Consider the following 26,153-nt stretch of genomic DNA (forward strand, 5'->3'; position numbering starts at 1 on the left):
TCCGCAGCGTAACGACATGCTAACGGGTGTTTCGTGCCGATCCCGAAGGAGAACCGAATGTCCGCCGCCACGGACGCAGTGATCTTGCCCGCGCCGCCGCCGACTCTGCTCGAGTCCGCCAGCCTGTTCCTCGATTTCGACGGCACTCTGGTCGATCTTGCCGATCGCCCCGACGGCGTTTCGGTCGATGCCGGCCTCACCGATCTGCTCGCCGGCCTCGCCCGGCGGCTCGACGGCCGCGTCGCGATCGTCAGCGGGCGCTCGCTCGCGCAGCTCGACGCGCTGCTCGGCCCGGTCGCGCGGACGCTGGCGCTGTCGGGCAGCCACGGCTGCGAGCATCGCTGGCACGGCGCCACCGCGCGGCCCGAGCGGCCCGACAGCCTCGACCATGTCGCCGAGGCGATGCACGCCGCCGCCGCCGGACAGGACGGCGTGATCGTCGAGGAGAAGAGCTTCGGCGTCGCGCTCCATTACCGGCTCGCGCCGGGTTTCGGGGCGGAAGCGCTTTCGCTCGCCGAGCGGCTCGCGGCGCACCATGATCTCGCGATCCAGCACGGCAAGATGATGATCGAGCTGCGCGTGCCCGGCAGCGACAAGGGCGTCGCGGTCGCGCGGCTGATGGAACGGCCCGACATGGCCGGAACCCGGCCGATCTTCATCGGCGACGATCTCACCGACGAACCCGCGTTCGTCGCCGCGCGCGATTCGGGCGGGCACGCCATTCTCGTCGGCGAACCCCGCGCGAGCGCGGCCGATTATGGCTTGCCCGATCCCGCCGCCGTGCGGGCGTGGCTTTTGGAGGAACATGCATGACCGCGACGCTCGATCTCTGGCCGATCGGCAATTGCCAGGTGTCCGCGCTGGTCGATCGCGCCGGGCGTTTCTCCTGGGGCTGCGTCCCGCGGGTCGACGGCGATCCGGTGTTCTGCTCGCTGCTCGATGACGCGCCGAGGGGCGGGGAGGGCGCGCGCGGCTTCTGGGAAATCGATCTCGAAAACGGCACCAAGACGACGCAGCGCTACATGCGCAACACGCCGATCCTCGTCACCCGGCACGAGGATGACGCGGGCAACGCGATCGAGGTCACGGATTTCTGCCCTCGCTATGTGCGAGAAGGACGCACCTATCGCCCGGTCGCGTTCGTTCGCATCGTCCGCCCCGTGGCGGGCAGCCCGCGGATGCGCACGCGCCTGCGCCCGGCGCGTGACTGGGGCAGCGCCGACACCGAGCGCACGCAAGGCTCCAACCACATCCGCTATCTCAACAATGCGATGACGCTGCGGCTGAGCACCAACGCGCCGGTCGGCTGGATTCAGGAAGAGCGGCTGTTCCGCATCGAACGCCCGCTCTATTTCTTCCTCGGCCCCGACGAGAGTTTCAGCGGTGAGCTCTCCGCAACGATCGAGATGATGCTGGACCGCACCGCCGCCGAATGGCGGCATTGGGTGCGTGGTCTCGCCACGCCGCTCGAATGGCAGGAAGCGGTGATCCGCTCGGCGATCACGCTCAAGCTATGTCAGCACGAGGAAACCGGCGCGATCGTCGCCGCGCTCACCACCTCGATCCCCGAACATGCCAATAGCGAGCGCAACTGGGATTATCGCTACTGCTGGATCCGCGACGCCTATTACACGGTGCAGGCGCTCAACAGGCTCGGCGCGCTCGACGTGCTGGAGGGGTATCTCGAATATCTCCGCAACATCGTCGACAGCGCGCGCGGCGGCCACATCCAGCCGCTCTACGGGGTCGGCGGCGAGGCGACGCTTGAGGAGCGCGTCGCGCCCGGCCTCAATGGCTATCGCGGCATGGGGCCGGTGCGGGTCGGCAACCAGGCCTATGAGCAGGTCCAGCACGATGCCTATGGCCAGATCATCCTGTGCAACGCGCAGGCGTTCTTCGACCAGCGGTTGTTCCGGGTCGCCACGGTCGAGGATTTCCGCGCGCTGGAGATGGTCGGCGAACGCGCCTGGGAAGCCTATGACAAGCCCGATGCGGGGCTTTGGGAACTGCGCACGCGCAGCCACGTCCACACCTATTCGGCGGCGATGTGCTGGGCGGCGTGCGACCGGCTCGCCAACGCCGCCTGGGCGCTCGGCCTCGAGGAGCGCCGCGCCTTCTGGTGCGACCGTGCCAACATCATGCGCGACACGATCGAGAAAGCGGCGTGGCGCGAGAACACCCGGCGCCTCTCCGCCACGTTTGGCGGCGACGATCTCGACGCGAGCCTGATCCAGCTTCTCGACCTGCGCTTCCTGGCACCCGACGATCCGCGGTTCCGCAGCACGCTTGAAGCGGTCGAGGTCGGGCTGCGGCGCGGCTCGAACATGCTGCGCTATGACACCGAGGATGATTTCGGCCTGCCCGAGACCGCGTTCAACGTCTGCACCTTCTGGCTGATCGAGGCGCTCCACGCGACTGGCCGCGATGCCGATGCGCGCGCGCTGTTCGAAGAGATGGTGTCGCGCTGCACCGCCGCCGGTCTGCTGTCCGAGGATATCGATCCGGTCAGCGGCGAATTGTGGGGCAATTATCCGCAGACCTATTCGCTGGTCGGCCTCATCAATTGCGCCGGCTTGCTCAGTAAACCCTGGAGTTCCGTACGATGAGCAGGCTCGTCATCATTTCCAACCGCGTCTCCGCGCCCAGCGGCGGCGGCGCGCAGGGCGGCCTCGCGGTCGCGCTGTCGGCTGCACTGCGCGAAAGCAACGGCATCTGGTTCGGCTGGTCGGGCGAGGAGATCGAGACCTTCACCGGCAACATCAACTTCCAGCGCAACCAGGGTGTTGCCACCGCGACGATCGACCTGGAGGCGCAGGATATCGACGAATATTACAACGGCTTCGCCAACCGCACGCTGTGGCCGCTGTTCCACTACCGGATCGATCTCGCCGAATATGAGCGCGGCTTCGCCGGCGGGTATGAGCGCGTCAACGCGCGCTTCGCCGAGACGGTGGTGCCGCTGATCGAGGAGGAGGATCTCGTCTGGGTCAACGATTACCACCTCATCCCGCTCGGGCGCGAACTGCGCAAGCGCGGCTGCGAGAACAGGATTGGCTTCTTCCTCCACATCCCCTGGCCGCCGACGCGGCTGCTGATGTCGCTGCCGAGCCACCGCGAACTGGTCGAATCCCTTTTCGCCTATGACGTGATCGGCTTCCAGACCGAGGACTCGCTCGATGCGTTCCGGGATTATGCGCGCTCGCAGTTCGAGGCCGAGATCGATGATGCCGGCGTGATGACCTATGAGGGGCACAGCGTCCGCCTGATCGCCGATCCGATCGGCATCGACACCGCCGATTTCCGCGCGAGCGCCACCAGCGAGACCGCCCGCGAGCGGTTCGCCCGGATGCGCGAGAGCGCGGACGGCCGCACGATGATGATCGGGGTTGATCGGCTCGATTATTCGAAGGGCCTGCAGGAGCGCTTCCTGGGCTATGAGCGCTTCTTGTCGGCCAACCCGGACCAGCAGGGCGAGGTGTTTCTGCTGCAGATCGCGCCGCCCTCGCGCGGGGAGGTGCAGAGCTACCAGGAAATCCGCGCGACGCTCGATTCGCTGTCGGGGCGGATCAACGGCGAGTTCTCCAACGTGGAATGGGTGCCGATCCGCTACGTGAACAAAGGCTATCCACGCGAGCAGCTCGCCGGCATGTACCGGGCCGCGCGGGTGGCGCTGGTCACGCCGCTGCGCGATGGCATGAACCTCGTCGCCAAGGAATATGTCGCCGCGCAGGACCAGGCCGATCCCGGCGTGTTGATCCTGTCGCGCTTCGCCGGCGCGGCCGAGCAACTGACCGATGCTTTGCTCGTCAACCCCCACAGCCCCGAGGAAGTCTCCGATGCGATCGCCACCGCGCTGGCGATGCCGCTGGAGGAACGGGTGAAGCGCTGGCGCGCGATGATGGACACGATCGAACAGCAGGACGTGTTCTGGTGGCGCCGCCGCTTCACCGACATGCTCGAGGCGACGCCGCACGAGGCGACGGCCTAACTGCCGGGTCTGCCCCGAAACGGGACGGGCGTTAACCTTACAAATGTGATGGCTGAGATCGTAAGCCGCGCGTTAACCTCGTGCCATGAGGAGTCGTCACCGCAGCGTCGCCAGGGTGCCGCGTCACCCGTTCCGCCAATCGGTCGCGCGGGCGCACGCGTCCCGCGCCGATCGCGGCGAGGACGATGACATCAAGCTCTTCGTGCTGAGCTTCACCGCCTTCTTCATCTGCTTCTACACGCTGATTTTCTGAAGCGCCGCTGTTGAGGCGGGCTTGTCAGAACCCCGTCAATCGCAGGCCAGATGCAGCTTCTGCGCGAGCCAGGCCGACACCGGCGACATCGCGGCCACCACGAACAGCATGTCCTCTGGCGTCACGCCGGCCGACGCCAGCCCCTGCACCATCACCGCGCCGACCACCATCGCGCCCGAATTGACGACGTTGTTCGCCGCCACGGTCCGCGCGGTCTGGTCCTTGGTCACGGTCGTCGTCAGGAACGCGTAGAGCGGCACCACGAACATCCCGCCGGTCACCGCCACCGCCATCAGCACGACGACGATCAGCACGCCGTGGGGGATTTCGAGGAACGTCGTCAGATCATACAGCGTGCCCGCCGGCGCATGCGGGAAGGTGCGCGTCAGCAGCGAAAAGACGACGATGCACGCGCCCATCGCGAGCACGCAGAACGGGCCGAACTTGGCGCTGGTATGCCCGCGCAGCAGCGCGTTGATCGCCACCGAACCGATCGCCACGCCGACCGAGAACAGCGCGATCACGAAGGTCGAGACCTGCTTGTCGGCGGTCAGCACGTTCTTCACCAGCGGCGGAAAGATGATGATGAGCACCGCGCCCATCGTCCAGAAGAAGCTGATCGCGCAGATCGCGAGGAACAGCCGCGGGATGTGCATCGTCGCGTTGATGAGCCGCCACGACGAGGTGAACGGGTTGAAGTTGACCGTCAGCTTCGGCCCCATGCGCGGCGCGGGCGGCACCAGCAGCGCCATCAGCCAGCCGATCGCGGCCACCACCAACACCGTGATCGCGGTGCCGCGCACCGACAGCAGCCCGGCCGCGACCGTGCCCATCAGGATCGCGAGATAGGTCGCCGCCTCGACGAGTCCGGTGCCGCCGAGCACCTCGTCATCCTCGAGATGCTGCGGCAGGATCGCATATTTGATCGGCCCGAAGAATGCCGAATGCACGCCCAGGCACAGCACCGCCGACAGCATCATGACCAGCCCGAGCGTGGTCAGCCCCGAACTCGCCACCAAGAGGCCGCCCGCGCCGAGCAGCATGATGCCGACCTCCGCGGTCTTGACGATGCGGATGATGCTCGCCTTGTCGTGCGTATCCGCCAATTGCCCCGACAGCGCCGACAGCAGAAAGAACGGGATGATGCCGATCGCGGTGGCGAGCGCGTTGAAATTCTGCTCGCCCGATGGATTGTGGAAAATCTGATAGGTGGCGAACAGCACCATCGCCGTCTTGAACAGATTGTCGTTGAATGCTCCCAGAAACTGCGTCGTGAAAAGCGGCAGGAACCGGCGCTCTTTCAGCAAGCCGAGCGCGTTGAGCATGTTAGGGTCCGTGGTCAGTGAATGGCGAAAAGATGGCAACGCATAGACGAGGCGGCAAGGGAGCGGCAACCTACTTGTCATCCACGGCTTTCGCTGAGAGGGTGAGGAGGGTAGAGCGGCACCGATGCTGACCCTGCCGAACCTGCTCACCTTGTCGCGAATCGTCGCGGTGCCGTTGCTCGTCTGGGCGCTGTGGTGGCCGGCCTGGGCGACCGGTTACGCGATCGGCTTCGCGCTCTATTGCCTGATGGGCATCACCGATTATTTCGACGGCTATCTCGCCCGCGCGCAAGGCACGGTCTCGAAGCTCGGCATCTTCCTCGATCCGATCGCGGACAAGATCATGGTCGCGGCGGTGGTGCTGCTGCTCGTCGCCGATCACGATATCGCCGGGGTGAACCTGATCGCCGGGCTCGTCATCCTGCTGCGCGAGATCGCGGTATCGGGCTTGCGCGAATTCCTCGCGCAACTGCAGGTCTCGGTGCCGGTATCGCGGCTCGCCAAGTGGAAGACGACGCTGCAACTCGTCGCGCTCGGCGGGCTGATCCTCGCCGGGGCTTTGCCGGGGTGGCCGTGGCTGCAGACGATCAGCCTCGTCGCTTTGTGGGGTGCGGCCGCGCTCACCCTCGTCACCGGCTGGGATTATCTCCGCGTCGGCCTGAAGCACATGGACTGATGACGACCGAGATCCTCTATTTCGCCTGGGTGCGCGAGAAGATCGGCACCGGCGCCGAGACGCTCGATCTTCCCGCCGGCCTCGCGACCGTGGCCGATCTGGTCGCGTGGCTCGCGGGGCGCAGCCCCGGCCACGCCGAAGCCTTCGCCGATCCCACCCGGTTGCGCGCGGCGCTCGACCAGAATTTCGTCGCGCTCGACGCGCCGCTCGGCCGGCCGCGCGAAGTCGCGATCTTCCCGCCGGTGACGGGCGGATGATTGCGGTCATGGTCGATCCCACACCGATCGACATCGGCGCGGAATATGCCGCGATCGCGGTGGATGGGGCAGGGGGCATCGCCACCTTCGCCGGGCTGGTCCGCGCCGACGACGGCGTCACGGCGCTGACGCTCGAACATTATCCCGGCGCGACCGAGGCGGCTCTGGTGGCGCTCGCCGAGGCGGCGGCCGCGCGCTGGGCGCTGAGTGCGGCGCGGATCACGCACCGCGTCGGGCGGATGGTCCCCGGTGACACGGTGGTGTTCGTCGCCACCGCCGCCCGCCACCGCGCCGCCGCGCTGGAGGCCTGCGCCTTCCTGATCGACCGGCTCAAGACCGACGCGCCGTTCTGGAAAAAGGAAACCCTCGCCGGCGCCGAGCGCTGGGTGGAACCACGCGACAGCGACGACGCCGCCGCTGCGCGGTGGCGGCCCTAAACACACCCGTTCGTCCCGAGCGCAGTCGAGGGACAGCCCGGAGTGACAGGTGTCTCGACTTCGCTCGACACGAACGGGGTACGGGCTTAAAATCTACCGCCGTTCGCCCTGAACTTGTCGAAGAGCGTGCCGCAAGCGATACCGCCAGTGGCACGTGCTTCGACTTCGCTCAGCACGAAAGGCAGTTGCGCGTTAGCCCAGCTTCGGCAGCAGCACGCCGTTGACGACATGCACCACGCCGTTCGACTGCATCACGTCACCGGTCGAGATATAGCTCTTGTTGCCGTTGACGTCGGACAGTTCGATCACGTTGTTGTTGACCGTCACCTTGAGCGGCTCGCCCTCGACCGTGGTCAGCGTGGTGCTGCCGCCGGCGGCGGTGGCCTGTGCCTGCAACTGAGCGATCGTGATCTTGCCGGGAACGACGTGATAGGTCAGCACCTTGGTCAGCGTCGCCTTGTTGGCGGGCTTGAGCAAAGTATCGACCGTCCCAGGCGCGAGCCGCCCGAACGCATCGTCGGTCGGCGCGAACACGGTGAACGGCCCTGGGCCCGAGAGCGTGGGGACGAGCCCGGCGGCGGTCACCGCCTTCACCAGAGTCGACAGGGTGGGGGCCGCCGCCGCGTTGACCGGAATCGGCTTGCTCGCGTCCATCGCCGCGCCGCCGACGGTCGGGTTGGGGGCCGCGGCCTGATCGGCGGGCGCCGCGCCCGTCGCCGGCGCCCCCGGCGTTGCGGTGCCGGGCTGGGCAGTGCCGGGCTGTGCCGTTCCGGGCTGGGCCGTGCCGGTCTGCGGCATGGTCTGGCCCGCCGTCTGGGCGGAGCCGCTCGTGGCGACCATCAGCGCGGCGATCGCGGCGAGCGAAGCAGTGGTGGTGCGGATCATCGAATTCTCCAAGCGTTACGGGTGGCGCCGACGCGGGCGCTCCGTGGAAATACGGATCAGGACCGAAATGGTTTCGTCCGCCTCTTTAATGTACCTCGGTCAGAGCGTCGGCGAGCAACTGGAAATCCTTCTCGCGCGGGGATGCGCGCCGCCACACGAGCGCGATCTTGCGCGACGGATTCGCCGCCGACAGCGGCCGCGCGACGAGGTGCGTATGGTCGAGAATGCCCGCGTTGAGCGCCATTTCGGGCAGCATCGTCACACCCAGGCCGTTGTCGACCATCTGCACGATCGTATGGAGCGACGTGCCGAGCATCGTCGCCTCGGCGCGCAGCTCGGGGCGGTTGCATGCGGCGAGCGCATGGTCCTTGAGGCAATGCCCGTCCTCCAGCAGCAGCAGCCGCGTCTCGTCGATCGCGTCGGCGCTGACGCTCGCGCCGCCCGCGCCGATCTCCGCTTCTGGCCCGGCGAGGAACAGCCGGTCCTCGAACAGCACCTGCGACGTCACCTCGCCGCACGCATAGGGCAGCGCGAGCAGCACGCAGTCGGCGCGGCCCTGGCTCAGGCTTTCGCACGCCGGGCCGCTCGCCTCTTCGCGCAGGAATAGCCGCAGTTCGGGATAGTCGCGGCGCAGCCGGGGCAGGATACGCGGCAGCATGAACGGCGCGATCGTCGGGATCACGCTCATCCGCATGTCGCCCGACAGCGGCCGCCCGGCGGCGCGCGCCATGTCGCCCAGTTCCTCCGCCTCGCGCAGCACGCGCCGCGCCTTCTCGGCGATACGGTCGCCGAGCGGCGTGAAACGCACCACGCGCCGCGTCCGCTCGACCAGCACCACGCCGATCAGCGTCTCAAGCTCGCGTATTCCCGCAGAGAGCGTTGATTGCGTGACGAAACACGCATCCGCCGCGCGCCCGAAATGGCCGCTGTCCTGAAGCGCGACCAGATACTGGAGCTGTTTCAGCGTGGGGAGATAGGTGGCGGCCAGTGCAGTGCTCCATAATGTCCGTCGCCCCCGGCGCAGGCCGGGGCCGCTGGGTGGGGGCGACTCGCCGCCAGATTACGCACCGGCCCCGGCCTGCGCCGGGGCGACGCTTCGCGACACCGTCACCCCAGCGGAAGCGGGAGTCCAGGGCCGCAGGCAAGAAGCCCGCGGCTCCAGACCCCCGCCCGTGCGGGGAACGCAGCGTCTTTACGCCGCGACCAGTTCCTGTTCCGCCGCATCGACCGGCTCGTTGCGGATCAGATAATCGAACGCGCTCAGCGCCGCCTTCGCGCCGTCACCCGCCGCGATCACGATCTGCTTGTACGGCACCGTCGTCGCGTCGCCGGCGGCGAAGATGCCGGGGCGCGAGGTCTCGCCGCGATGATCGACCTCGATCTCGCCGCGCGGCGACAAGGCGACGGTGTCGCGCAGGAACTCGGTGTTCGGCACCAGCCCGATCTGGACGAAGATCCCCTCCAGTTCGATCTCGTGATGCGTGTCGTGGTTGCGATCCTTGTAGATCAGCCCCGACACCTTCTCGCCGTCGCCGAGCACCTCGGTGGTGAGCGCCGAGGTGATGATCTTGACGTTGGGCAGGCTGGCGAGCTTGCGCTGGAGCACCGCGTCGGCGCGCAGATCGCTGTCATATTCGATCAGCGTGACGTGCGCGACGATGCCGGCGAGGTCGATCGCGGCCTCGACGCCCGAATTGCCGCCGCCGATCACCGCGACGCGCTTGCCCTTGTAGAGCGGGCCGTCGCAATGCGGGCAATAAGCGACACCCTTGTTCTTGTACGTGTCCTCGCCGGGCACGTTCATCTGCCGCCAGCGCGCGCCGGTCGAGAGGATCAACGTGCGCGTCCTGAGGCTCGCGCCGTTGGCGAGACGCACCTCGTGGAGACCGCCGGCCTCGCTCGCCGGGATCACCTTCTCGGCGCGCTGCAGGTTCATGATGTCGACATCATAGTCGCGCACGTGGCGTTCGAGATCGGCGGCGAACTTCGGCCCTTCGGTGTGCGGCACCGAGGCGAAATTCTCGATCGCCATCGTGTCGAGCACCTGCCCGCCGAACCGCTCGGCGGCGATGCCCGTGCGGATGCCCTTGCGCGCGGTGTAGATCGCGGCGGCGGCACCGGCGGGGCCGCCGCCGATGATGAGCACGTCGAACGGCGCCTTGCCCTTGATCTTCTCGGCGGCGCGGCTTTCCGCGGCGGTATCGATCTTGGCGACGATCTGTTCGAGCTCCATGCGGCCGCTCGCGAACGGTTCGCCGTTCAGGAACACGGTCGGCACCGCCATCACCTTGCGCTCTTCGACCTCGGCCTGGAACAGCGCGCCGTCGATCGCGGTGTGCTTGATGCGCGGGTTGAGCACCGCCATCAGGTTGAGCGCCTGCACGACGTCCGGGCAGTTCTGACAGGTCAGCGAAAAATAGGTCTCGAAGCTGAAATCGCCGTCGAGATTCTTGACCTGTTCGATCAGCTCGGCCGCCGCCTTCGACGGATGCCCGCCGACCTGCAGCAGCGCGAGCACGAGGCTGGTGAACTCATGCCCCATCGGCAGGCCGGCGAAGCGCACGCCGATATCGGTGCCGACGCGGCGGATCATGAAGCTGGGCTTGCGCGCGTCGATGCCGTCGACGACCGCGATCTTGTCGGAGAGCGCGGCGATCTCGTTCAGAAGCTCGCCCATCTCGCGCGACTTGGCATCGTCGCCGAGCGAGGCGACCAGCTCGATCGGCTGCTTGATGTTGACGAGATAGGCCTTGAGCTGCTGCGTCAGATTTGCGTCGAGCATGGGTGAAACTCCTCATTGGATGAGTACCGCTACCCCGTTCGTGTCGAGCGAAGTCGAGACACTGGGAGATTTGATGTCCCTCGGCTGCGCGCGGGACGAACGGACATGCGGTTCTACTTAAAGACAAATGGCCCGGGGCGGACGGTCATCCACCCCGGGCCACGTGCGACCCCAGGGGCTATCGGTTAGATCTTGCCGACGAGATCGAGCGACGGGGCGAGCGTGGTCTCACCCTCTTCCCACTTGGCCGGGCACACTTCGCCGGGGTGCGACGCCCAATATTGCGCGGCCTTGATCTTGCGCAGCAGTTCGACGGCGTTGCGGCCCACGCCCTCGGGCGTGATCTCGACGAGCTGCACCACGCCGTCCGGATCGGCGACGAAGGTGCCGCGATCGGCGAGGCCGACGCCTTCACGCAGGATGTCGAAATTGTTCGAGATCACGTGGTTCTGGTCGCCCAGCATGTAATAGTTGATCTTGCTGATCGCCGGCGAGGTGTCGTGCCATGCCTTATGGCTGAAATGCGTGTCGGTCGAGACCGAATACACTTCGACACCCATCTTCTGCAGCGTCGGGTAGATATCGGCGAGGTCTTCGAGTTCGGTCGGGCAAACGAAGGTGAAGTCCGCAGGGTAGAAGAAGAATACTGACCACTTGCCCTTGACGTCCGCATCGGTGACGTCGACGAACTTGCCTTCCTTATACGCGGTCGCGGTGAACGGTTTGATCGTCTTGCCGATGATCGACATGCAATTTTCTCCTTTGCAGTGGACGAGGCGGATATAGGCGAATCGCCCGCCCACGGGAAATTGGGAAGTTCGTTCTGACCGATCGAGTAGAACGATCAGTGCAAAGATATTGAGTGATTTCGCAAGCGCAAGAGTTCGCCCCACCTGCTCTCCTCCCTGAAAGGGAGGGGCCGGGGGTCGGTAGGCTTGTGGCACGCGCGCCGTTCCCTCTCGGGCCAACCCACCCCCAACCCCTCCCTTCCAGGGAGGGGAGAAGGAAATCACCGCAATCCCAGAAACTTGTGCGTTTGCAGGCTCAGCCGCCACTTGGGTCGCGCCATCGCCAGCGCGATCGCGGCCGCCTGATTGTCGACCGCCGTCGCATCATCCATCGGTTGGACGAGGAAGTTGGCGAAATCCCAGCGTTCCAGCGCTTCGGGGTCGCTGCCCGCCTGCGGCCACACCAGTTTTAGTTCGTCGCCGGAGCGCTGCACCACCACGCTGCCCGCCTTGGGGCTGACGCACACCCAGTCGATGCCGGGGTGGACGGGCAGGGTGCCGTTGGTCTCGATTGCGATTCGGAAGTCCGCCGCGTGCAGCGCGTCGACCAGAGCGTCGTCCACCTGCAACATCGGCTCGCCGCCGGTCAGCACGACGAAGCGCGACTCGCGGCCGTCGCCCCAGAAGCGCGCCACCGCCGCCGCGAGCGCGCCCGCATCGGCGAAGCGCCCACCGCCCAGCCCGTTGATCCCGACGAAATCGGTATCGCAAAACCGACACACCGCAGTGCCGCGATCCTCCTCGCGCCCCGACCAGAGGTTGCACCCGGCGAACCGCACGAACACCGCGCGGGCGCCCGCATTCACCCCCTCGCCTTGCAGCGTGAGGAACATCTCCTTGACCGCGTAGGACATCAGATCGCGTAAACGGTGGGGTCGGGCAACCCCGCCTCGGCGAATCCCTTGGCGCGCAGCCGGCAGCTATCGCACTGGCCGCAATGCACCCCGCCGGGCGCGGGATCGTAGCACGACCAGCTCATCCCCGCGTCGAGTCCGAGCCGCGCCGCCTCGCGCACGATGTCGGCCTTGGTCATATGCTGGAGCGGCGCGCGGACGCGGAAGCGCTCGCCCTGGACGCCGGCCTTGGTCGCGACCTCGGCCATGTCCTCGAACGCGGCGATGAACTCGGGCCGGCAATCGGGATAGCCCGAATAATCGAGCGCGTTGACGCCGATATACAGGTCGCGCGCGCCCGCCGCCTCGGCCCAGCCGAGCGCGAGGCTGAGGAAGATCGTGTTGCGCGCCGGCACGTAGGTGACGGGTATGCCGTCGCCGACGCCATCCTTGGGCACCGCGATATCGGCGGTCAGCGCCGATCCGCCGAACGCCGACAGATCGAGCGGCAGCACGACATGGCGTTCCGCGCCGAGCATGGCCGCGATCCGCCGCGCCGCCGCCAGTTCGATCTGGTGCCGCTGGTTGTAATCGATCGAGAGCGCGAGCAGCCGGTGCCCGTCTTCGCGCGCGCGCGCCGCCGAAACCATCGAATCGAGGCCGCCCGAAATCAGGGCGACCGCCAGGGTGTTGCCGCGTGTCATGATCGTCCCATGTCTAGGGGCGGGGGGCATCCCGCGCAATCCGCTGTGGAAAAACGGGCCGCCCTTGGGCGGCCCAGCGGTCGCCCGTTACCGGGCAATTGGGAAAAAGCATGCCAAAGCACACTCGAATCACCTTAATCACACCGTCTTCGCAAAGGGTTAACGCGATGCGGTGGAGCGTGCCGGGCAAGGGCCGACACGACGTCCCTGATAATTCAAGTCGAAAGGTGCGCCGCTGGCGATGCCCTGTGTATCAATATCGAACGATCTGGGCGTGGTGATCGTCACCACGGTGCGCCCATGCCCGCCGCTCGAACAGGTGTAGTTGACCGTCGTGCTGTCGGGGCTGTCAGCCATCACCAGCCGCGTGCAGGCGGCGCCGGGATGCTGCATCTGGAGCAGCATCGCCGCATCGGCGATGCACACCGACCGCCCGGGCGCCTCCGAACCGACCACCTTGATCTCATACTGCCCGCGCTCGATCCGCGACAACGCGACCGACGCGCCCGGATCGGGCACCGCCGCCGTGATGGCGCCTGTTCCTGCCAGCGCGGCCACACCCGCGCATATCATCCGCCAACGCCGCATCATTTCGGTTCCCCAAGTCCACGCCCCACCGCCGTGAGCGTGACCGCTCGGTACAGAAAGTGGGGGATCGTGTCGCGAGATTCAATGTCGTTCAGGAATCGCAACGATTCCCGACCGATACCGGGAACTTCTGCGCGCAGAACGCGCAATCGACGGTGATCACCCCCGATTCGTCGGCCATTTCGCGCTGGTCCTCGTCGGAAAACTTGGCGAGCACCTGCGCGATATAGTCGGGCGAGCAGCGGCATCCGCGCACGATCGGCTGGCGCGCGAGCACGCGGACCTCGCTTTCCTCGTTGAACAGCCGCCACACCAGAGTCTCCAGCGGCAGCGTGGTGTCGGTCAGTTCGTCCGCGCCCATCGTCTGGCCGAGCAGCGCGACATGCTCCCATTCGGGATGGTCCTGCCGCACGTGCAGCCGCTCGCGGCCTTCCTCGCCCTCGGGCAGATGCTGGAGGAACAGCCCGCCGGTCACACGGTTGCCGGGCGCGACGCCGAGCCGGATCAGCGTCGGAATCTGCTCGGACTGGAGGAAATAGGTCGCCGCCGCGTCCGCGATCGATTCGCCGTCGAGCGGGACGATGCCCTGATAGCGCTCGCCCGTCGTCGCCTGGTCGAAGGTGATCGCGAGATAGCCGGTGCCGAACAACGCGAACAGGCTCGGCGCGAGCGGCGCGTCGGCGAGGCGGCCCGCGTCATATTGCACATAGCCGCGCAGCTCGCCGCCGCGATAATCGCACACCAGCAGGCTGACGATGCCGGTCTCGGTCTGCGCCTGCAGCGTGAGCTGGCCACCCGCGTCCTTCAGCGTCGAGCCGATCAGCGCCGTCAGCGTCAGCGCTTCCGCGAGCAACGCCTCGATCGGAGCGGGATAGGCGTGCGCGGAGAGGATACGGTCGATCACCGGGCCGAGCCGGACGATCCGCCCGCGCGCGTGGCGGCCGGGAATGGTGAAACCGAGCGCGAGATCGAGATCGGGGGAGGTGTCAGGCATCAACGTCTTTCAGCACCCCAGCCACAATCGTCACCCCAGCGAAAGCTGGGGTCTTTCGCGGCAAGGTCGCTCCGGACGTCCGCGAGACCTTGGCTTGCGCTGGGGTGACGGGGCAGGGTGCGATGAGAGACGGCTATGTGGGGAAGCGCGCCGGCCGGATCAACCGATCTGCCCGAAGCACCAGCGCAGCACCGATTTCTGCGCGTGCAGCCGGTTCTCCGCCTCGGGCCAGATCAAGGATTGCGGCCCGTCGATCACCGCGTCGGTCACTTCCTCGCCGCGGTGCGCGGGCAGGCAGTGGAGGAACCTGGCGTCGGGCTTGGCGCGCGCCATCAGCGCTTCCGTCACCTGGAACGGCATCATCGCGGCGAGCTTGGTCTCGGCGTGTGCCTGTCCCATCGAGATCCACGTGTCGGTGACGATGATGTCCGCGCCCTCGACCGCCTCGCGCGGATCGCCGACCACACGCGCCCGGCCCTTGCCGAGCGCGAGGTCGCTTTCGGGCGGCATGAAGCCTTGCGGGCACGCCGCCACCACATCGAACCGCATCAGCCCGGCCGCCTCGATGATCGAGGCGAGCACGTTGTTGCCGTCGCCCAGCCACGCGACCTTGAGGCCGGGCAGCGCCTTGCCGCTCTCCAGGATGGTCAGCAGATCGGCCATGATCTGGCACGGATGCGACGCATCGGTGAGGCCGTTGATGACCGGCACGCTCGCATGGCGCGCCATCTCCTCGACCTTGTCGTGGTCGTCGGTGCGCAGCATGATCGCGTCGCAATAGCCCGACAGCACGCGCGCGGTATCCGCCACCGTCTCGCCGCGTCCGAGCTGGGTCGTCCCCGCGTCGAGCACGATCGACGACCCGCCGAGCTGGCGGATCGCCATGTCGAAGCTGACGCGTGTGCGGGTCGAGTTCTTCTCGAACACCATGGCCAGCGTGTGCCCGGCGAGCGGCGCATCGGCATCGGCCTTGCCCTTGGGCCAGCCGCCCCGCGCCGCTTTGCGATCGAGCGCATCGGCCAGCATCGCCGCGATCCCGTCCGCGCCGGCATCGGAGAGGTTGAGGAAGTGGCGAGTCACTTTCCCTCTCCCTTTGGGAGAGAGCATCGGGTCGGCCATGCCCCTGGCATGGCCTGGACAGCGCGGGGCGCTGTCCACCCGATGCTGGAGGCGCGAAGCGACGGAAGGGTGAGGGTGATAGCGCGAACCTCGCCCTCACCCTTCCCACACGGCTGCGCCGTGCGGGCCCCTTCCCTCTCCCAAGGGGAGAGGGAGATCACGCCGCGACCGGCGCGTAGGTCCGCGCCGCCTCGCTCAATTTCTCGATCGCCTCGGCGATGTGATGCTCCTCGATCACCAGCGGCGGCAGCACGCGTACGACATTCTCGCCCGCCGACACGGTGAGCAGCCCGTGCGCGTCGCGGGCATGCGCGACGAAATCGCGCGCCACAGCCGTGTCCTTCAGCTTGATACCGAGCATCAGCCCCTTGCCGCGCACGCTGTCGAACACGCTGTCGTGGTTGGGGATCATCTGTTCGAGCGCACCGCGGAGCCGCTCGCCCATCGCCGTGACATTCTCGAGGAAGCCCGGCTCGAGCATCACATCGAGCACCGCTTCGCCCGCAGCCATCGCCAGCGGATTGCCGCCATAGGTCGAGCCATGCGTGCCGAACACCATGCCCTTCGCAGCCTCCTCGGTGGCGAGGCACGCGCCGAGCGGGAAGCCGCCGCCGATCCCCTTGGCGACCGACATGATATCGGGGGTGATGCCGTAATGCTCATAGGCCCACATCTTGCCGGTGCGCCCATAGCCGCACTGCACCTCGTCGAGCACCAGCAGCAGCCCGTGTTTGTCGCACGCCTCGCGCAGGCCCCGGATGAACTCGGGCGTGCCCGCAGACACGCCGCCTTCGCCCTGGATCGTCTCGACCATGAAGCCGGCGGTGGTCTCGTCGATCAGCGCGAGCGCGGCGGCGAGATCGTTGAACGGCGCATAAGCGAAGCCCGGCAGCAACGGCTCGAACCCGTCGCGCATCTTCGGCTGGTTGGTCGCGCTGATCGCCCCCATCGTCCGCCCGTGGAAGGCGTTGTTGAAGGTGATGAGCGTGGTGCGCTCGGGGTTGCCGTTGACGAAGTGATAGCGGCGCGCGGTCTTGATCGCGCATTCGACCGCCTCGGTGCCCGAATTGGTGAAGAACACGGTGTCGGCGAAGCTGTTGTCGACGATGCGCTGAGCGAGATGTTCGCCCTGCGGGCTGCCGTAGAGGTTAGAGACGTGCATCAGCGTCGCCGCCTGATCGGCGATCGCCTTGACCAGATGCGGGTGCCCGTGGCCGAGCGCGTTGACCGCGATGCCCGCGGCGAAATCGAGATACCGCTCGCCCTGCTCGCCGATCAGATAGCAGCCCTCGCCTCGCACCGGGCGCACGCCGCAGCGCGGGTACACTGGCATGAGTGGGGTGATCGGCATGATGACGCGCTCCTAGCAGAAACAAAAACGGCGGCCCGTGCTTGGGCCGCCGGAGCGGATATCTACGTGGTGTGAACGCTGAGCGTCAACCTCGGCCTGAAGGCCCGGGCAACGCTCACCGCCGCCGCAAGTCGGTTTTATCCTAGAGCACGCCGGGAGCGCCATATAGTCTGGTGCCAGGAAGGATCGCCGGCTTGGGGGCAAGTCTCATGAAGAAGATCTACACCGTGCGGCCCGGAGATACGATCGGAGCCATCGCGCACGGGTTGAAGGTATCGGCCAAGGACGTGCTCGCCCTGAACCCGCAGATCACCAATCCCAACCTGATTCGCTCCGGCCAGCAGATCGTTCTGCCCGACGGCAGCGACCGGAGCGCGCTGCTGGTCGGCGCGGCGACCGAGACCGCCGCCGAAGGCGATCCGCTCTGGCTTTCGCTCGCCTTGCGCGAGGAGGATGCCGGCGTCGCCGAATATAATCCCGGCAGCAATCCCCGCATCGTCGAATATCTCGCGACCTGTAAGGGCTTGAGCGCGGCGCAACGCAATGATGACGATACCGCCTGGTGCTCGGCCTTCGTCAACTGGTGCATGGTGAGCGCGGGCGAGAAAGGCACCGACTCGGCCTGGGCGCTCGATTGGCGAGGGTGGGGCGTCGAGAATCCGACGCCCGGCCGGGGCAGCGTCGTGGTGTGGGAGCGTATCGTCGGGGGCAAGACGCTCGGCCACGTCTCGTATCTGCTCGACGATCAGGGCGCGAAATTGCTCGTGCTGGGCGGCAACCAGTCCAACCGCGTGCATCGCGCGCTGTATCCGCGGAATGGCAAGCTCGGCACGACGCTGTATCGCAACCCGGTGTTCCGCAAGCCGGCCTGACCGGCTTCCTGCCGGCTTTGACTCAAGTCGCTCCGTTCGTGCTGAGTAGCTGCCGAGTAGCCCGCAGGGCGTATCGAGGTAGCGTATCGAAGCACAGGCCCCGAGTCCGATCTGTGCTTCGATACGGGCTCTCGATACGGCGCAAGCGCCTACTCGATCCCTACTCAGCACGAACGGGTGGGGGTACTGCCATTGCGCTTCAGCTCTTCAGCCGCCAGCCGCGCGCCAGCAATTGATAGCACAATACGAACAGCACCACGTCGACGCCCAGCACCACGATGCTGCCGACCAGCACCGGCGAGTCGGCGGTGCCGAGGAAGCCGTAGCGAAACCCCGAGATGATGTAGAAGAACGGGTTGGCGTGGCTGAACGCGCGGAACGCGGGCGCGAGCCGGTCGACCGAATAGAAGGTACCCGACAGCAGCGACAGCGGCGCCACCACGAAGTTGGTCACGGCGGCGGCGTGGTCGAATTTCTGCGCCCAGATCGAGGTCAGCACGCCGAGCAGCGACAGGAACAGCGCGCCGAGGAAGCCGAACCACACCACGGCGACCGGGTGCGACGGAATCACATGCACGCCCGGATACAGCAGCATGGCCAGCCAAACCACGAAGCCGACGAGGAACGCGCGCGTCATCGCGCCGCCGAGCAGCGCGGCGAGCACCTCCAGCGTCGAGAGCGGCGGCATCAGGTAATCGACGATCGTGCCCTGGATCTTGCCCGCGAGCAGCGAGAAGCTGGCATTGGCGAACGCCGGCCCCATCATGCCCTGGCTGATGATGAGTCCGGGGGCGATGAAATCGGCGAACGGGATGTCGATTCCGCCGACATGCACCGGCCGTTTCGCGCCGGTCGCGATCGTGAAGACGATCAGGAACAGCAGCGTCGTGATCGCCGGCGCCCAGATCGTCTGCAGGTGGACCTTGAAGAAACGGCGCACCTCCTTGATATAGAGCGTTCGCAGGCCGCCCCAGTTCACGTCCTTGATGACGGGAACGCCGGGAGCGTTGCGGACCGCCGACTGGATTTCGCCGGATGGGGGGTGGCTGCTCATGGCGCGATCGGTTAGTCGCTGCCGCCACCGCCCGCAACCCGGCATGTAGGGAAGATAGATTTCATGGCCTGGACCGACGAACGGATCGATACGCTCAAGAAGATGTGGGAGGACGGTCAGACCGCCAGCCAGATCGCCGAAGCGCTCGGGCAGGTCAGCCGCAACGCCGTGATCGGCAAGGCACATCGGCTCGGCCTGCAATCGCGCCCGTCCCCGGTCAAGCCCAACGACGTCACCGCCGAGGTCGCCGCCAAGCCTGTCGTCGAGGCGCCCGCGCCCAAGCCCGCTCCGGCCGTGCCGCCGGCCGCGTTCCAGCCCGTGGAAGTCGTCGCTGCCGCCCCCGCCGACCCGGTTTTAGAGGTCGATGAGGACGAGGATGCTGAAATTTCACCCGAGCCCGTCGCCGCGCCCGCGCCGGCCACGCCGCCGCAGCCGATCCTGCGCTCGGTCGGTCCGGGCGGATTTCTGCGCCAGTCGCCGGGCGAACAGCAGGCGCCGATCACGCCCGCGCCGCCGCGCCGGCTGGTTCCCGCCAAGCCCTCGGCCGACATGGCGGGCAAGACCACCTTGCTCGATCTCAGCGACCGTATCTGCAAATGGCCGCTCGGCCACCCAGGCGAACCCGATTTCCATTTTTGCGGCGAAAAGGTGAACCCCGGCTTCCCGTATTGCGTCGCGCATTGCGGGCACGCCTATCAGGCGCAGCTCCCCCGCCGCGACCGCCGTCCGCCGCCGCCGCTGCCCTTCGGTGGCCCGCGCGTCCGCTAAGGAACGGAACCGTCGATTCGGGGTTGCGCATGAAAAGGGGACTTCATGCGCACCATCCTGTTTCTGGCGGCGACGCTCGCCGCCGCCCCAGCTCTTGCCGAGGACCGCGAATATTGTCCGTCGCGCCCTGATCTCGGCCGGCCGCCCTGTACGATCGCACCCGGCCGCGTCTCGGTGGAGACCGCGCTCGCCGACTGGACGCTCGAAAAGGACTCGGACGGCCGCACCGACACGGTGCTGATCGCCGACACGCTGGTGCGAGTCGGGTTGAGCGACACCGTCGAGGCGCAGGTGGGCTGGACGCCCTATGGCCACGTCCGCGCCCGTGACAGCGCGAGCGGCATGGTCGAGAACCGCGCGCGTGCCGGCGACGTGACGCTCGGCGCGAAGGTCAACCTGCACAATCCGGACGGCAAGGGCCTGTCCGCCGCCGTCCGCCCCTTCGTGACCGTGCCGGTCGGCCGGATGCCGGTGGGCTTCGGGGATTGGGGCGCGGGGATGACCGCACCCGTCTCCTACGAACTGAACGAGACCTTCAAGCTACAGGCCACGCCCGAAGTCGAGGCGGCGGTCGACAAGGACGGGCACGGTCGCCACTTCGCGGCGAGCGGCACGCTGGGGCTCGGCGTCGAACTCACCGAGGCGCTGACCGCCACGATCGAGGCACAGGTGCTGCGCGACGACGATCCCGACGAAGGCACCACTCAGGCATCCGGCGCGCTGTCGCTCGCCTGGATGGTCGGCAAGGCGGTGCAGCTCGATATCGGCGGTATCGCCGGGCTCAATCGCGACGCGCCCGACGCCGAAGTGTACCTCGGAATTTCGCAGCTCTTCTGATCGGGAAATTGCGCCACAGCTTGGCGTATTATCCGGTGTGTTGGTTTGGTATGCCGCCTGGCAGCGTGATCGATCGGATCATGTCATTGTTTTAGCAGCATAAAATAAGTTGGCACGGTGGATGCAATACCGTTGGCGCGGCGCAACGAGCCGCTCACCATCGGAGATTACGCCATGTTCAAGACCGCCCTGTTCGCCGCCGCCGCCTCGACCGCGCTGCTCGCGACCCCGTCGATCGCCACTCCCGCCGGCACCCCGGACGGCGCGCGCATCGAGGCCAATACCGCGCCGATCGTCGCCGCGCCCGCCAAGCGCGAGACCCGCTACTGTGTCATCGACACGATCACCGGCTCGATCATCCCGCGCAAGGTTTGCCACACGCGCAAGGACTGGATCGACCTGACCGGCCACGACCCGCTCGAGAAGAACTGAACCCGAACGGGGTCGCTGCGGCGCGCGGAAGACCCCGCGCGCCGCGTCTCCCGCGTTCAGAGCGCCTTTTCGTACACCTGATACACTTTGTTGATGTCGCAATTGATCGTCTCGGCAATCGAGCGCATCCCCTGATTGTCGTCGAGGATCCAGCCGATCTCGCCGCGCGTCGCGCCATAGTTCGCGACCGATGTGCGGCGGATATATTCGATCATCATGAACGCCAACTGGCTCGCCATGCGCGATGCCTGCAATTCCTTCACCACGCCCATCAGCGGCACGCGCATCGTCTTCACCTTGGGCTTGCGCAGCCACCACAGCAGTTTGAGCACGTTGAACGGGAACAGATTGCCCTTGAAGGGCATGATCGCCTCGTTGAGATCTGGGAGCGTGATCATGAACGCGACCGGCCGGCCGTCGAGCTCGGCGATGCGGATCAGGTCGTTGAACACGATCGGCTTGAGCTTGACGCCGACGTCCTTGATCTCGGGCGGGGTGAGCGGAACGAAGCCCCAATTGTCCGACCATGCATCGTTGAGGATGGCGAGGATGATCGCCGCTTCCTCGTCGAACTTCTTCTTGTTCACCTCGCGTATGACGATGCGCGGATTTTTCTCGCCCGATGCGATGATGCGCTGGACGATCGGGGGAAATTGCTTGGTGATGTCCAGTTCGTAGGTCAGCAATTGCTTGACCGGACGGTAGTCCGCGCCCTCGATCCAGCCGCGATATTCGGGCTTCGCATGGCCCATCATGATGGTCGGCGGATGGTCATAGCCCTCGATCAGCAATCCGGGTTCTTCCCAGATCGACATGCTGATCGGCCCGAGCACGCGGTTCATGCCCTGGCCGCGCAGCCACGCCTCGGCGGTCTTGATGAGCGCGGCGGCGATCACGCCGTCCTCGGCGTCGAGCAGGCCGAACTGTCCGCAGCCGGGGCCGAACCCCTGATCGCTCGGCATCTCCAGCGCGAGCGTGTCGATATGCGCCGAAACCCGCCCCACCACCGCGCCGTTCCGCTCGGCGAGGAACAGTTGCGCCTTGGCGTGGCTGAACCAGCCATTCTTCTCGGGGGTGACCAGCCCGAGCGCTTCACCTTTCAGCGGCGGCACCCAGTTCGGATCGTTGGCATAGAGCCGGAACGGCAGTTCGATGAACTTCTTGCGATCGGCCTTGCTCTCGATTGGCCGGATCGTGAAATCTTTAGTTGCCACGGTGGATAAGCCTCTCGCTAAAGCGTCGCGCACTCCGTCGCGCGCAGCGCACAAGCCGCAGCGCGCGCGGCGCGTCAAGCGGTTACGTGTTGCAGGCGTAAGGGCGCCAGTGTTTGGTGGCACGCCCGGCGTTGGACAATTTGCCCTCCTGTTACTGCCACCATGCGGCCACTATGTTAGGGCAATGGAAAGCCCCATGACGAGCATGACCTTCGCCCGGCGCAGCACCGCCGACGACGCTGGCGTCCCTGCGCGCGCGCCGATCGACCGGAAGGCCGATGACAAGGCGATGTTGCGCGCCGCCGCCGAACTGACGCGGGATCTGCATACACCCAATCCGACGATCTACTGGGTGGATTTCCTCGCCTCGGCGGTGACGGGCTATGCCGCACTCGCGGTGGCGATGCTGTGGGTGTCGCCCTGGGCGATCCTCGCCGGGGCCGTCGCCGCGCTCGCGCTCTATCGCGCCGGCAGCTTCATCCACGAGATCACCCATATGAAGCCGAGCGCGGTGCCCGGCTTCCGCCTGGGCTGGAACCTGCTGTTTGGCATTCCGATGATGGTGCCGTCCTTCATGTACGAAGGCGTGCACACCATCCACCACACCCGCACGCGCTATGGTACGGTCGAGGATCCCGAATATCTGCCGCTCGCGCTGATGAAGCCGTGGACCCTGCCGCTGTTCGTGCTGACCGCGCTGCTCGCCCCGATCGCTCTCGTCGTGCGCTATGCTGTGCTGGTGCCGCTCTCGCTGGTGATCCCGCAGGTGCGGACCTGGCTGGTCGAGCAGGCGTCGTCGCTGGCAATCAACCCCGCCTTCCGCCGCCGTCCCCCCGAGGGCGAGCTGCGCACCCGCTGGCTGTGGCTGGAGGGCGCGACCAGCGTCTGGGCGATCGCTTTGGTTGCTCTGGTGGCGAGCGGCGTGATTCCGCTGCGCGCCGCCGCGATCTTCCTCGGCATCTACGCCGTCTCGACGCTGCTCAACCAGATCCGCACCTTGGTCGCGCATTTGTGGGAGAATGAAGGCGAGCCGATGAGCGTCACCGCGCAATATCTCGACAGCGTCAACGTGCCGCCGCCAAGCTATCTGCCGTTCCTCTGGGCACCGGTGGGCCTGCGCTACCACGCGCTCCACCACCTCGTGCCGAGCGTGCCGTATCACGCGCTGGGCGAGGCGCATCGCCGGCTCGTCGCGACGCTGGACACCGCCTCGCCCTATCACGACGGCAACCATCCCGGCCTCGCGCCGCTGGTCGCGCGGCTGGTGCGTAGCACGACCAGGCTTCGCTAGACGCGCGCTGACATTCGCTCGACCGGCGGCGAACGCTGTCAGATGGCTTTGCCCGCGCCCACGTCGTAAAGTGTCAGCGCGCGGCCGCCGATCCCGAGCGTAGTGCCCGCCGCGCGCCATGCCGCGATGTGCGGTGTTCCGAAATGCGCGTCGAGCGCCGCGCGATCACGCCAGCGTTCGGTGATGTGGATCAGGCCGGGATCGAGCACGTCCTCGGCGAAGCGATATTCGAGGCAACCGTCCTCGGCGCGGGTGGCCGTGACCACAGCGGCGATCGCGTCGCGCGCGGCGGCGACGTTTTCGGCGGGCAGGCGGATCGTGCCGGCGATCAGTAGCATGCGCGTCACTCCTCGGTGCGGATCAGCACGGTCTCGCCAATCATCAGGAACAGCAGGAACGCGCCCCACGCGGCGAGGAATGGCGGGTAGGCGCCGAGATTGCCCATCGCCAGCGCGAAATTGTCGGCGACGAAATACAGGAAGCCGAGTCCCATGCCGATCACCGCGCGGATGAACAGCTTGCCCGATCGCGCGATGCCGAACGCGGCGACCGCGCCGAGCAGCGGCATCAGCATCGCGGACAGCGGCCCCGACAGCTTGTGCCAGAGCGTGCCTTCCAGCGAAGCGGTCGGCCGTCCGGCGGCGGCGAGGTCGGCGATCGCGGAGCGAAGATCGCTAAATGACAGCCCGTCCGCATCGACGCTCGACAGCGAGAATTGATCGGGGCGCACGCCGCGGCCGATCACGATCGAGCCGGCCTGTGTGACCTTGTCGGCGGCGAGATCGAACCGCGTCGCCGGCCAGATCCGCCAGCCGTCCCCCTCGCGCTTGCCATGCGGCGCCTTGGTGATCGTGCTGAGCGAGCCGCCCTCGCGATCGAACAGGGTCACGCCGCCCAGGATCGCCGCGTCGCCGCGCCCCTTGATCTGATCGACCTGGATGAGATCGTCGCCGTCACGCACCCATACGTCCGACCGGTCGCCCCGGTCGATCGGCAGCGGACCGTAATTGACCTTCTGCCACTGATCGAGCGTCGCGGTGGCGCGCGCGACAATGCGATCGTTGAAGCTGAACGACAGCAGCGCGACGCCGAAGCTCGCCACGATCAGCGGCGCGAGGATCTGGTGCGCCGACAAGCCCGACGCCTTGAGCGCGATGACCTCGCTGTTCTGGTTGAGCGTCGTCAGCGTGATGATCGCGCCGAGCAGCACCGAATAGGGCAGGAAGGTCGAGATGATCTGCGGCACGCGCAGGCCGACATAATGCCAGATCTGCGCGTCGCCATTGCCGGCATAGGCAAGAATCTTGCCCGATTCGGTGAGCAGGTCGAGCGATTGCAGCACCAGCACCAGCACGCCGAGGATGGCGAAGGTCCGGATCAGGAACATCCTCGCCATGTAGAACGCGACGGTGCGCGACGGGAACATCGCCGTCATGCCCGCGCCTCCCGGCCGCGGCGCGGCAACAGCCGGCCGATCGCCTTGGCCGCCTTGGATGCGGCGCGTTCCAGCGCGCCGATCGGCTGCCCGCCGGGGACGAACGCGATCGTGTAGAACATCCACAGCACTAGGCTGGCGAACACGGCGAAGGGCACCCACAAGGCGATGATCGGGTCGATCCTGCCGAGACCGCCGACCGCCATGCCGTATTCATTCACCTTATGATACGCCACGATCATGATGATGCCGAGGAACACGCCGATCGCCGAGGACGATCGCTTCGGCGGCACGCCGAGCGCGAGGCCGAGCATCGGCAACAGGAACATCGTACAGACCTCGACGATGCGGAAGTGGAATGCGGCGCGGCTCGTGTCGCGGGTTTCCTTGTCGGCATGGCGGTCGTGGCCAAGCCGCGCGAGCGTCGGCAACGTCATCTCCAGGTTGCTGCTGCCCTGGGTGCGGAAGCTCTCGTATTTGGGCAGCGCGATCGGCAGGTCGTGCGAGGTGAAGGTCAGCACGCGCGGCGTCGCGAAATTGGGCGCCTTGTTGACGAGCGTGCCCTTGGTCAGCCGGAAGATGATCTCGTCCGGGTTGTCGGTGGCGAGGAACTGCCCGCTCTGCGCGGTCACGGCGTACCAGTCGCCCTTCTTGTCGGCGTATTGCACGAAGATGCCCGAGAGCTTGCGGCCGTTGTCGCGGCTGTGCTCGATCCGCACCGTGCCGCCGTTGGGGAAGTGGGTGAACTCGCCGACCTTGATCGAGGCGCCGAGCGCGCCGGTGCGCAGCTCGAAGCGCAGCTTCTCATAGGAATAGCGCGCATCCGGCTGGATGAAGCCCACGATCGCGAGATTCACCGCCGCCAGCGCCGCCGCGTACAGGAAGGGCACGTAGAGCAGACGCGGATAGCTCATGCCGACCGCGCGCATCACGTCGAGCTCGGACGACGTGGCGAGCCGCCGGAAGGCGAGCAGCACGCCGAGCAGCAGCCCGATCGGAATGCCGAGCCCGAGATATTCGGGCAGCAGGTTGGCGAGCATCCGCCACACCACGCTGATCGGCCCGCCCTCGGTCGCGACGAAATCGAACAGGCGCAGCATCCGGTCGAGCACCAGCAGCATCGCCGAGATGACCAGGGTCGAGAACAGCGGCACCGCGATCAGCCGGGCCATGTAACGGTCGATGGACTTCATGGGCGGGCTTTGGCGGCCTTCTGCTTGGGGCGGTCTGGGGAGTGGGAGACCGAAGCGCGGGCTATATCGGCCTATAC

At 66.8% G+C, this 26,153-nt stretch carries 28 protein-coding genes; 12 read left to right on the top strand and 16 right to left on the bottom strand.

From position 1 onward, the window contains the following. The first annotated feature begins 57 nt into the window (after window positions 1-57). The 4 genes from otsB to BLS81_RS20800 all read left to right on the top strand — a co-directional run bounded on the left by otsB (window position 58) and on the right by BLS81_RS20800 (window position 4,241). Window positions 58-813 carry a trehalose-phosphatase gene (gene otsB, locus BLS81_RS13245; RefSeq protein ID WP_093224524.1) on the top strand — a complete coding sequence of 252 codons (756 nt, stop codon included), beginning with the start codon at window positions 58-60 and terminating at the stop codon, window positions 811-813. Beyond that, a complete protein-coding gene (locus tag BLS81_RS13250; RefSeq protein WP_093224525.1) occupies window positions 810-2,606 on the top strand; it encodes a glycoside hydrolase family 15 protein in 1,797 nt (598 codons plus the stop codon). Before otsB ends, BLS81_RS13250 begins: the two co-directional genes overlap by 4 nt. Next, window positions 2,603-3,988, top strand: coding sequence for an alpha,alpha-trehalose-phosphate synthase (UDP-forming) (gene otsA, locus BLS81_RS13255; RefSeq protein ID WP_093224527.1), 1,386 nt, complete (start codon window positions 2,603-2,605; stop codon window positions 3,986-3,988). Before BLS81_RS13250 ends, otsA begins: the two co-directional genes overlap by 4 nt. An 85-nt stretch (window positions 3,989-4,073) precedes the next feature. Continuing rightward, complete coding sequence (locus BLS81_RS20800) at window positions 4,074-4,241, top strand: hypothetical protein (protein WP_176787164.1); 168 nt, start codon at window positions 4,074-4,076, stop codon at window positions 4,239-4,241. 35 nt (window positions 4,242-4,276) lie between these two features. Here BLS81_RS20800 and BLS81_RS13260 read toward each other — a convergent pair whose 3' ends face one another. Further along, on the bottom strand, window positions 4,277-5,566 hold the full coding sequence (locus BLS81_RS13260; RefSeq protein ID WP_093224528.1) for an MFS transporter: 1,290 nt from the start codon (window positions 5,564-5,566) through the stop codon (window positions 4,277-4,279). Window positions 5,567-5,690: 124 nt separating this feature from the next. Here BLS81_RS13260 and pgsA point away from each other — a divergent pair, with 124 nt between their 5' ends. The 3 genes from pgsA to BLS81_RS13275 are packed head-to-tail and all read left to right on the top strand — an operon-like array spanning window position 5,691 to window position 6,936. Beyond that, a complete protein-coding gene (gene pgsA / locus BLS81_RS13265; protein ID WP_093224530.1) occupies window positions 5,691-6,242 on the top strand; it encodes a CDP-diacylglycerol--glycerol-3-phosphate 3-phosphatidyltransferase in 552 nt (183 codons plus the stop codon). Further along, window positions 6,242-6,499 carry a molybdopterin converting factor subunit 1 gene (gene moaD, locus BLS81_RS13270; RefSeq protein WP_093224531.1) on the top strand — a complete coding sequence of 86 codons (258 nt, stop codon included), beginning with the start codon at window positions 6,242-6,244 and terminating at the stop codon, window positions 6,497-6,499. Before pgsA ends, moaD begins: the two co-directional genes overlap by 1 nt. Next, on the top strand, window positions 6,496-6,936 hold the full coding sequence (locus BLS81_RS13275; RefSeq protein ID WP_093224533.1) for a molybdenum cofactor biosynthesis protein MoaE: 441 nt from the start codon (window positions 6,496-6,498) through the stop codon (window positions 6,934-6,936). The genes moaD and BLS81_RS13275 overlap by 4 nt, the downstream gene beginning before the upstream one ends. A gap of 192 nt (window positions 6,937-7,128) precedes the next feature. Here the strand turns inward: BLS81_RS13275 and BLS81_RS13280 are convergent, their stop codons facing one another. The 10 genes from BLS81_RS13280 to BLS81_RS13325 form a co-directional block, all read right to left on the bottom strand. Continuing rightward, entirely contained in the window at window positions 7,129-7,821 is a 693-nt protein-coding gene (locus BLS81_RS13280) for a fasciclin domain-containing protein (protein ID WP_093224708.1), read from the bottom strand. A gap of 85 nt (window positions 7,822-7,906) precedes the next feature. Further along, entirely contained in the window at window positions 7,907-8,809 is a 903-nt protein-coding gene (locus tag BLS81_RS13285; RefSeq protein WP_093224534.1) for a hydrogen peroxide-inducible genes activator, read from the bottom strand. 204 nt (window positions 8,810-9,013) lie between these two features. After that, window positions 9,014-10,603: an alkyl hydroperoxide reductase subunit F gene (gene ahpF / locus BLS81_RS13290; protein ID WP_093224536.1), complete on the bottom strand. Its 1,590-nt coding sequence runs from the start codon at window positions 10,601-10,603 to the stop codon at window positions 9,014-9,016. Between the two features lie 185 nt (window positions 10,604-10,788). Beyond that, window positions 10,789-11,352: an alkyl hydroperoxide reductase subunit C gene (gene ahpC / locus BLS81_RS13295; RefSeq protein WP_093224537.1), complete on the bottom strand. Its 564-nt coding sequence runs from the start codon at window positions 11,350-11,352 to the stop codon at window positions 10,789-10,791. Window positions 11,353-11,612: 260 nt separating this feature from the next. Next, complete coding sequence (queE, locus tag BLS81_RS13300; RefSeq protein ID WP_093224539.1) at window positions 11,613-12,245, bottom strand: 7-carboxy-7-deazaguanine synthase; 633 nt, start codon at window positions 12,243-12,245, stop codon at window positions 11,613-11,615. After that, window positions 12,245-12,928 (bottom strand): 7-cyano-7-deazaguanine synthase QueC, encoded by a 684-nt coding sequence (gene queC, locus BLS81_RS13305; protein WP_093224540.1) that lies wholly within the window; start codon window positions 12,926-12,928, stop codon window positions 12,245-12,247. Before queC ends, queE begins: the two co-directional genes overlap by 1 nt. A gap of 159 nt (window positions 12,929-13,087) precedes the next feature. Further along, on the bottom strand, window positions 13,088-13,486 hold the full coding sequence (locus tag BLS81_RS13310) for a DUF3617 domain-containing protein (protein WP_143023360.1): 399 nt from the start codon (window positions 13,484-13,486) through the stop codon (window positions 13,088-13,090). Window positions 13,487-13,607: 121 nt separating this feature from the next. Beyond that, on the bottom strand, window positions 13,608-14,510 hold the full coding sequence (locus BLS81_RS13315) for an Hsp33 family molecular chaperone HslO (protein ID WP_093224544.1): 903 nt from the start codon (window positions 14,508-14,510) through the stop codon (window positions 13,608-13,610). Window positions 14,511-14,669: 159 nt separating this feature from the next. Further along, window positions 14,670-15,536: an ornithine carbamoyltransferase gene (gene argF, locus BLS81_RS13320; RefSeq protein WP_371128285.1), complete on the bottom strand. Its 867-nt coding sequence runs from the start codon at window positions 15,534-15,536 to the stop codon at window positions 14,670-14,672. A gap of 250 nt (window positions 15,537-15,786) precedes the next feature. After that, the gene (locus BLS81_RS13325; RefSeq protein WP_093224545.1) at window positions 15,787-16,980 is read right to left on the bottom strand and encodes an aspartate aminotransferase family protein; all 1,194 of its coding nucleotides are present in this window, start codon (window positions 16,978-16,980) and stop codon (window positions 15,787-15,789) included. 209 nt (window positions 16,981-17,189) lie between these two features. On the opposite strand from BLS81_RS13325, the gene BLS81_RS13330 reads away from it, so the two are divergent. After that, a complete protein-coding gene (locus BLS81_RS13330) occupies window positions 17,190-17,852 on the top strand; it encodes a C40 family peptidase (protein WP_093224547.1) in 663 nt (220 codons plus the stop codon). A 199-nt stretch (window positions 17,853-18,051) separates the two neighbouring features. Here BLS81_RS13330 and BLS81_RS13335 read toward each other — a convergent pair whose 3' ends face one another. Next, the gene (locus BLS81_RS13335) at window positions 18,052-18,906 is read right to left on the bottom strand and encodes an ABC transporter permease (RefSeq protein WP_093224549.1); all 855 of its coding nucleotides are present in this window, start codon (window positions 18,904-18,906) and stop codon (window positions 18,052-18,054) included. Window positions 18,907-18,969: 63 nt separating this feature from the next. On the opposite strand from BLS81_RS13335, the gene BLS81_RS13340 reads away from it, so the two are divergent. From BLS81_RS13340 to BLS81_RS13350, 3 genes are all read left to right on the top strand, one after another. Continuing rightward, the gene (locus BLS81_RS13340; RefSeq protein WP_093224550.1) at window positions 18,970-19,674 is read left to right on the top strand and encodes a GcrA family cell cycle regulator; all 705 of its coding nucleotides are present in this window, start codon (window positions 18,970-18,972) and stop codon (window positions 19,672-19,674) included. A 45-nt stretch (window positions 19,675-19,719) separates the two neighbouring features. Then, complete coding sequence (locus BLS81_RS13345; RefSeq protein ID WP_093224552.1) at window positions 19,720-20,511, top strand: transporter; 792 nt, start codon at window positions 19,720-19,722, stop codon at window positions 20,509-20,511. Window positions 20,512-20,685: 174 nt separating this feature from the next. Further along, complete coding sequence (locus BLS81_RS13350; protein WP_143023361.1) at window positions 20,686-20,943, top strand: hypothetical protein; 258 nt, start codon at window positions 20,686-20,688, stop codon at window positions 20,941-20,943. A 56-nt stretch (window positions 20,944-20,999) separates the two neighbouring features. On the opposite strand, the gene BLS81_RS13355 is transcribed toward BLS81_RS13350, so the two are convergent. After that, window positions 21,000-22,157 carry an N-acetyltransferase gene (locus tag BLS81_RS13355; protein ID WP_093224555.1) on the bottom strand — a complete coding sequence of 386 codons (1,158 nt, stop codon included), beginning with the start codon at window positions 22,155-22,157 and terminating at the stop codon, window positions 21,000-21,002. A 196-nt stretch (window positions 22,158-22,353) separates the two neighbouring features. Here BLS81_RS13355 and BLS81_RS13360 point away from each other — a divergent pair, with 196 nt between their 5' ends. Next, on the top strand, window positions 22,354-23,448 hold the full coding sequence (locus tag BLS81_RS13360) for a fatty acid desaturase family protein (protein ID WP_093224556.1): 1,095 nt from the start codon (window positions 22,354-22,356) through the stop codon (window positions 23,446-23,448). Window positions 23,449-23,486: 38 nt separating this feature from the next. Here the strand turns inward: BLS81_RS13360 and BLS81_RS13365 are convergent, their stop codons facing one another. From BLS81_RS13365 to lptF, 3 genes are read right to left on the bottom strand one after another with little or no spacing between them, the layout of a single operon-like run. Next, a complete protein-coding gene (locus tag BLS81_RS13365; protein WP_093224711.1) occupies window positions 23,487-23,786 on the bottom strand; it encodes a putative quinol monooxygenase in 300 nt (99 codons plus the stop codon). A 5-nt stretch (window positions 23,787-23,791) separates the two neighbouring features. Next, window positions 23,792-24,883: an LPS export ABC transporter permease LptG gene (gene lptG, locus BLS81_RS13370; RefSeq protein WP_093224558.1), complete on the bottom strand. Its 1,092-nt coding sequence runs from the start codon at window positions 24,881-24,883 to the stop codon at window positions 23,792-23,794. Continuing rightward, on the bottom strand, window positions 24,880-26,076 hold the full coding sequence (gene lptF / locus BLS81_RS13375; protein WP_176787165.1) for an LPS export ABC transporter permease LptF: 1,197 nt from the start codon (window positions 26,074-26,076) through the stop codon (window positions 24,880-24,882). Before lptF ends, lptG begins: the two co-directional genes overlap by 4 nt. Between the last annotated feature and the right edge of the window lie 77 nt (window positions 26,077-26,153).

The organism is Sphingomonas sp. NFR15 (assembly GCF_900103265.1).
Lineage (GTDB): Bacteria > Pseudomonadota > Alphaproteobacteria > Sphingomonadales > Sphingomonadaceae > Sphingomonas > Sphingomonas pollutisoli.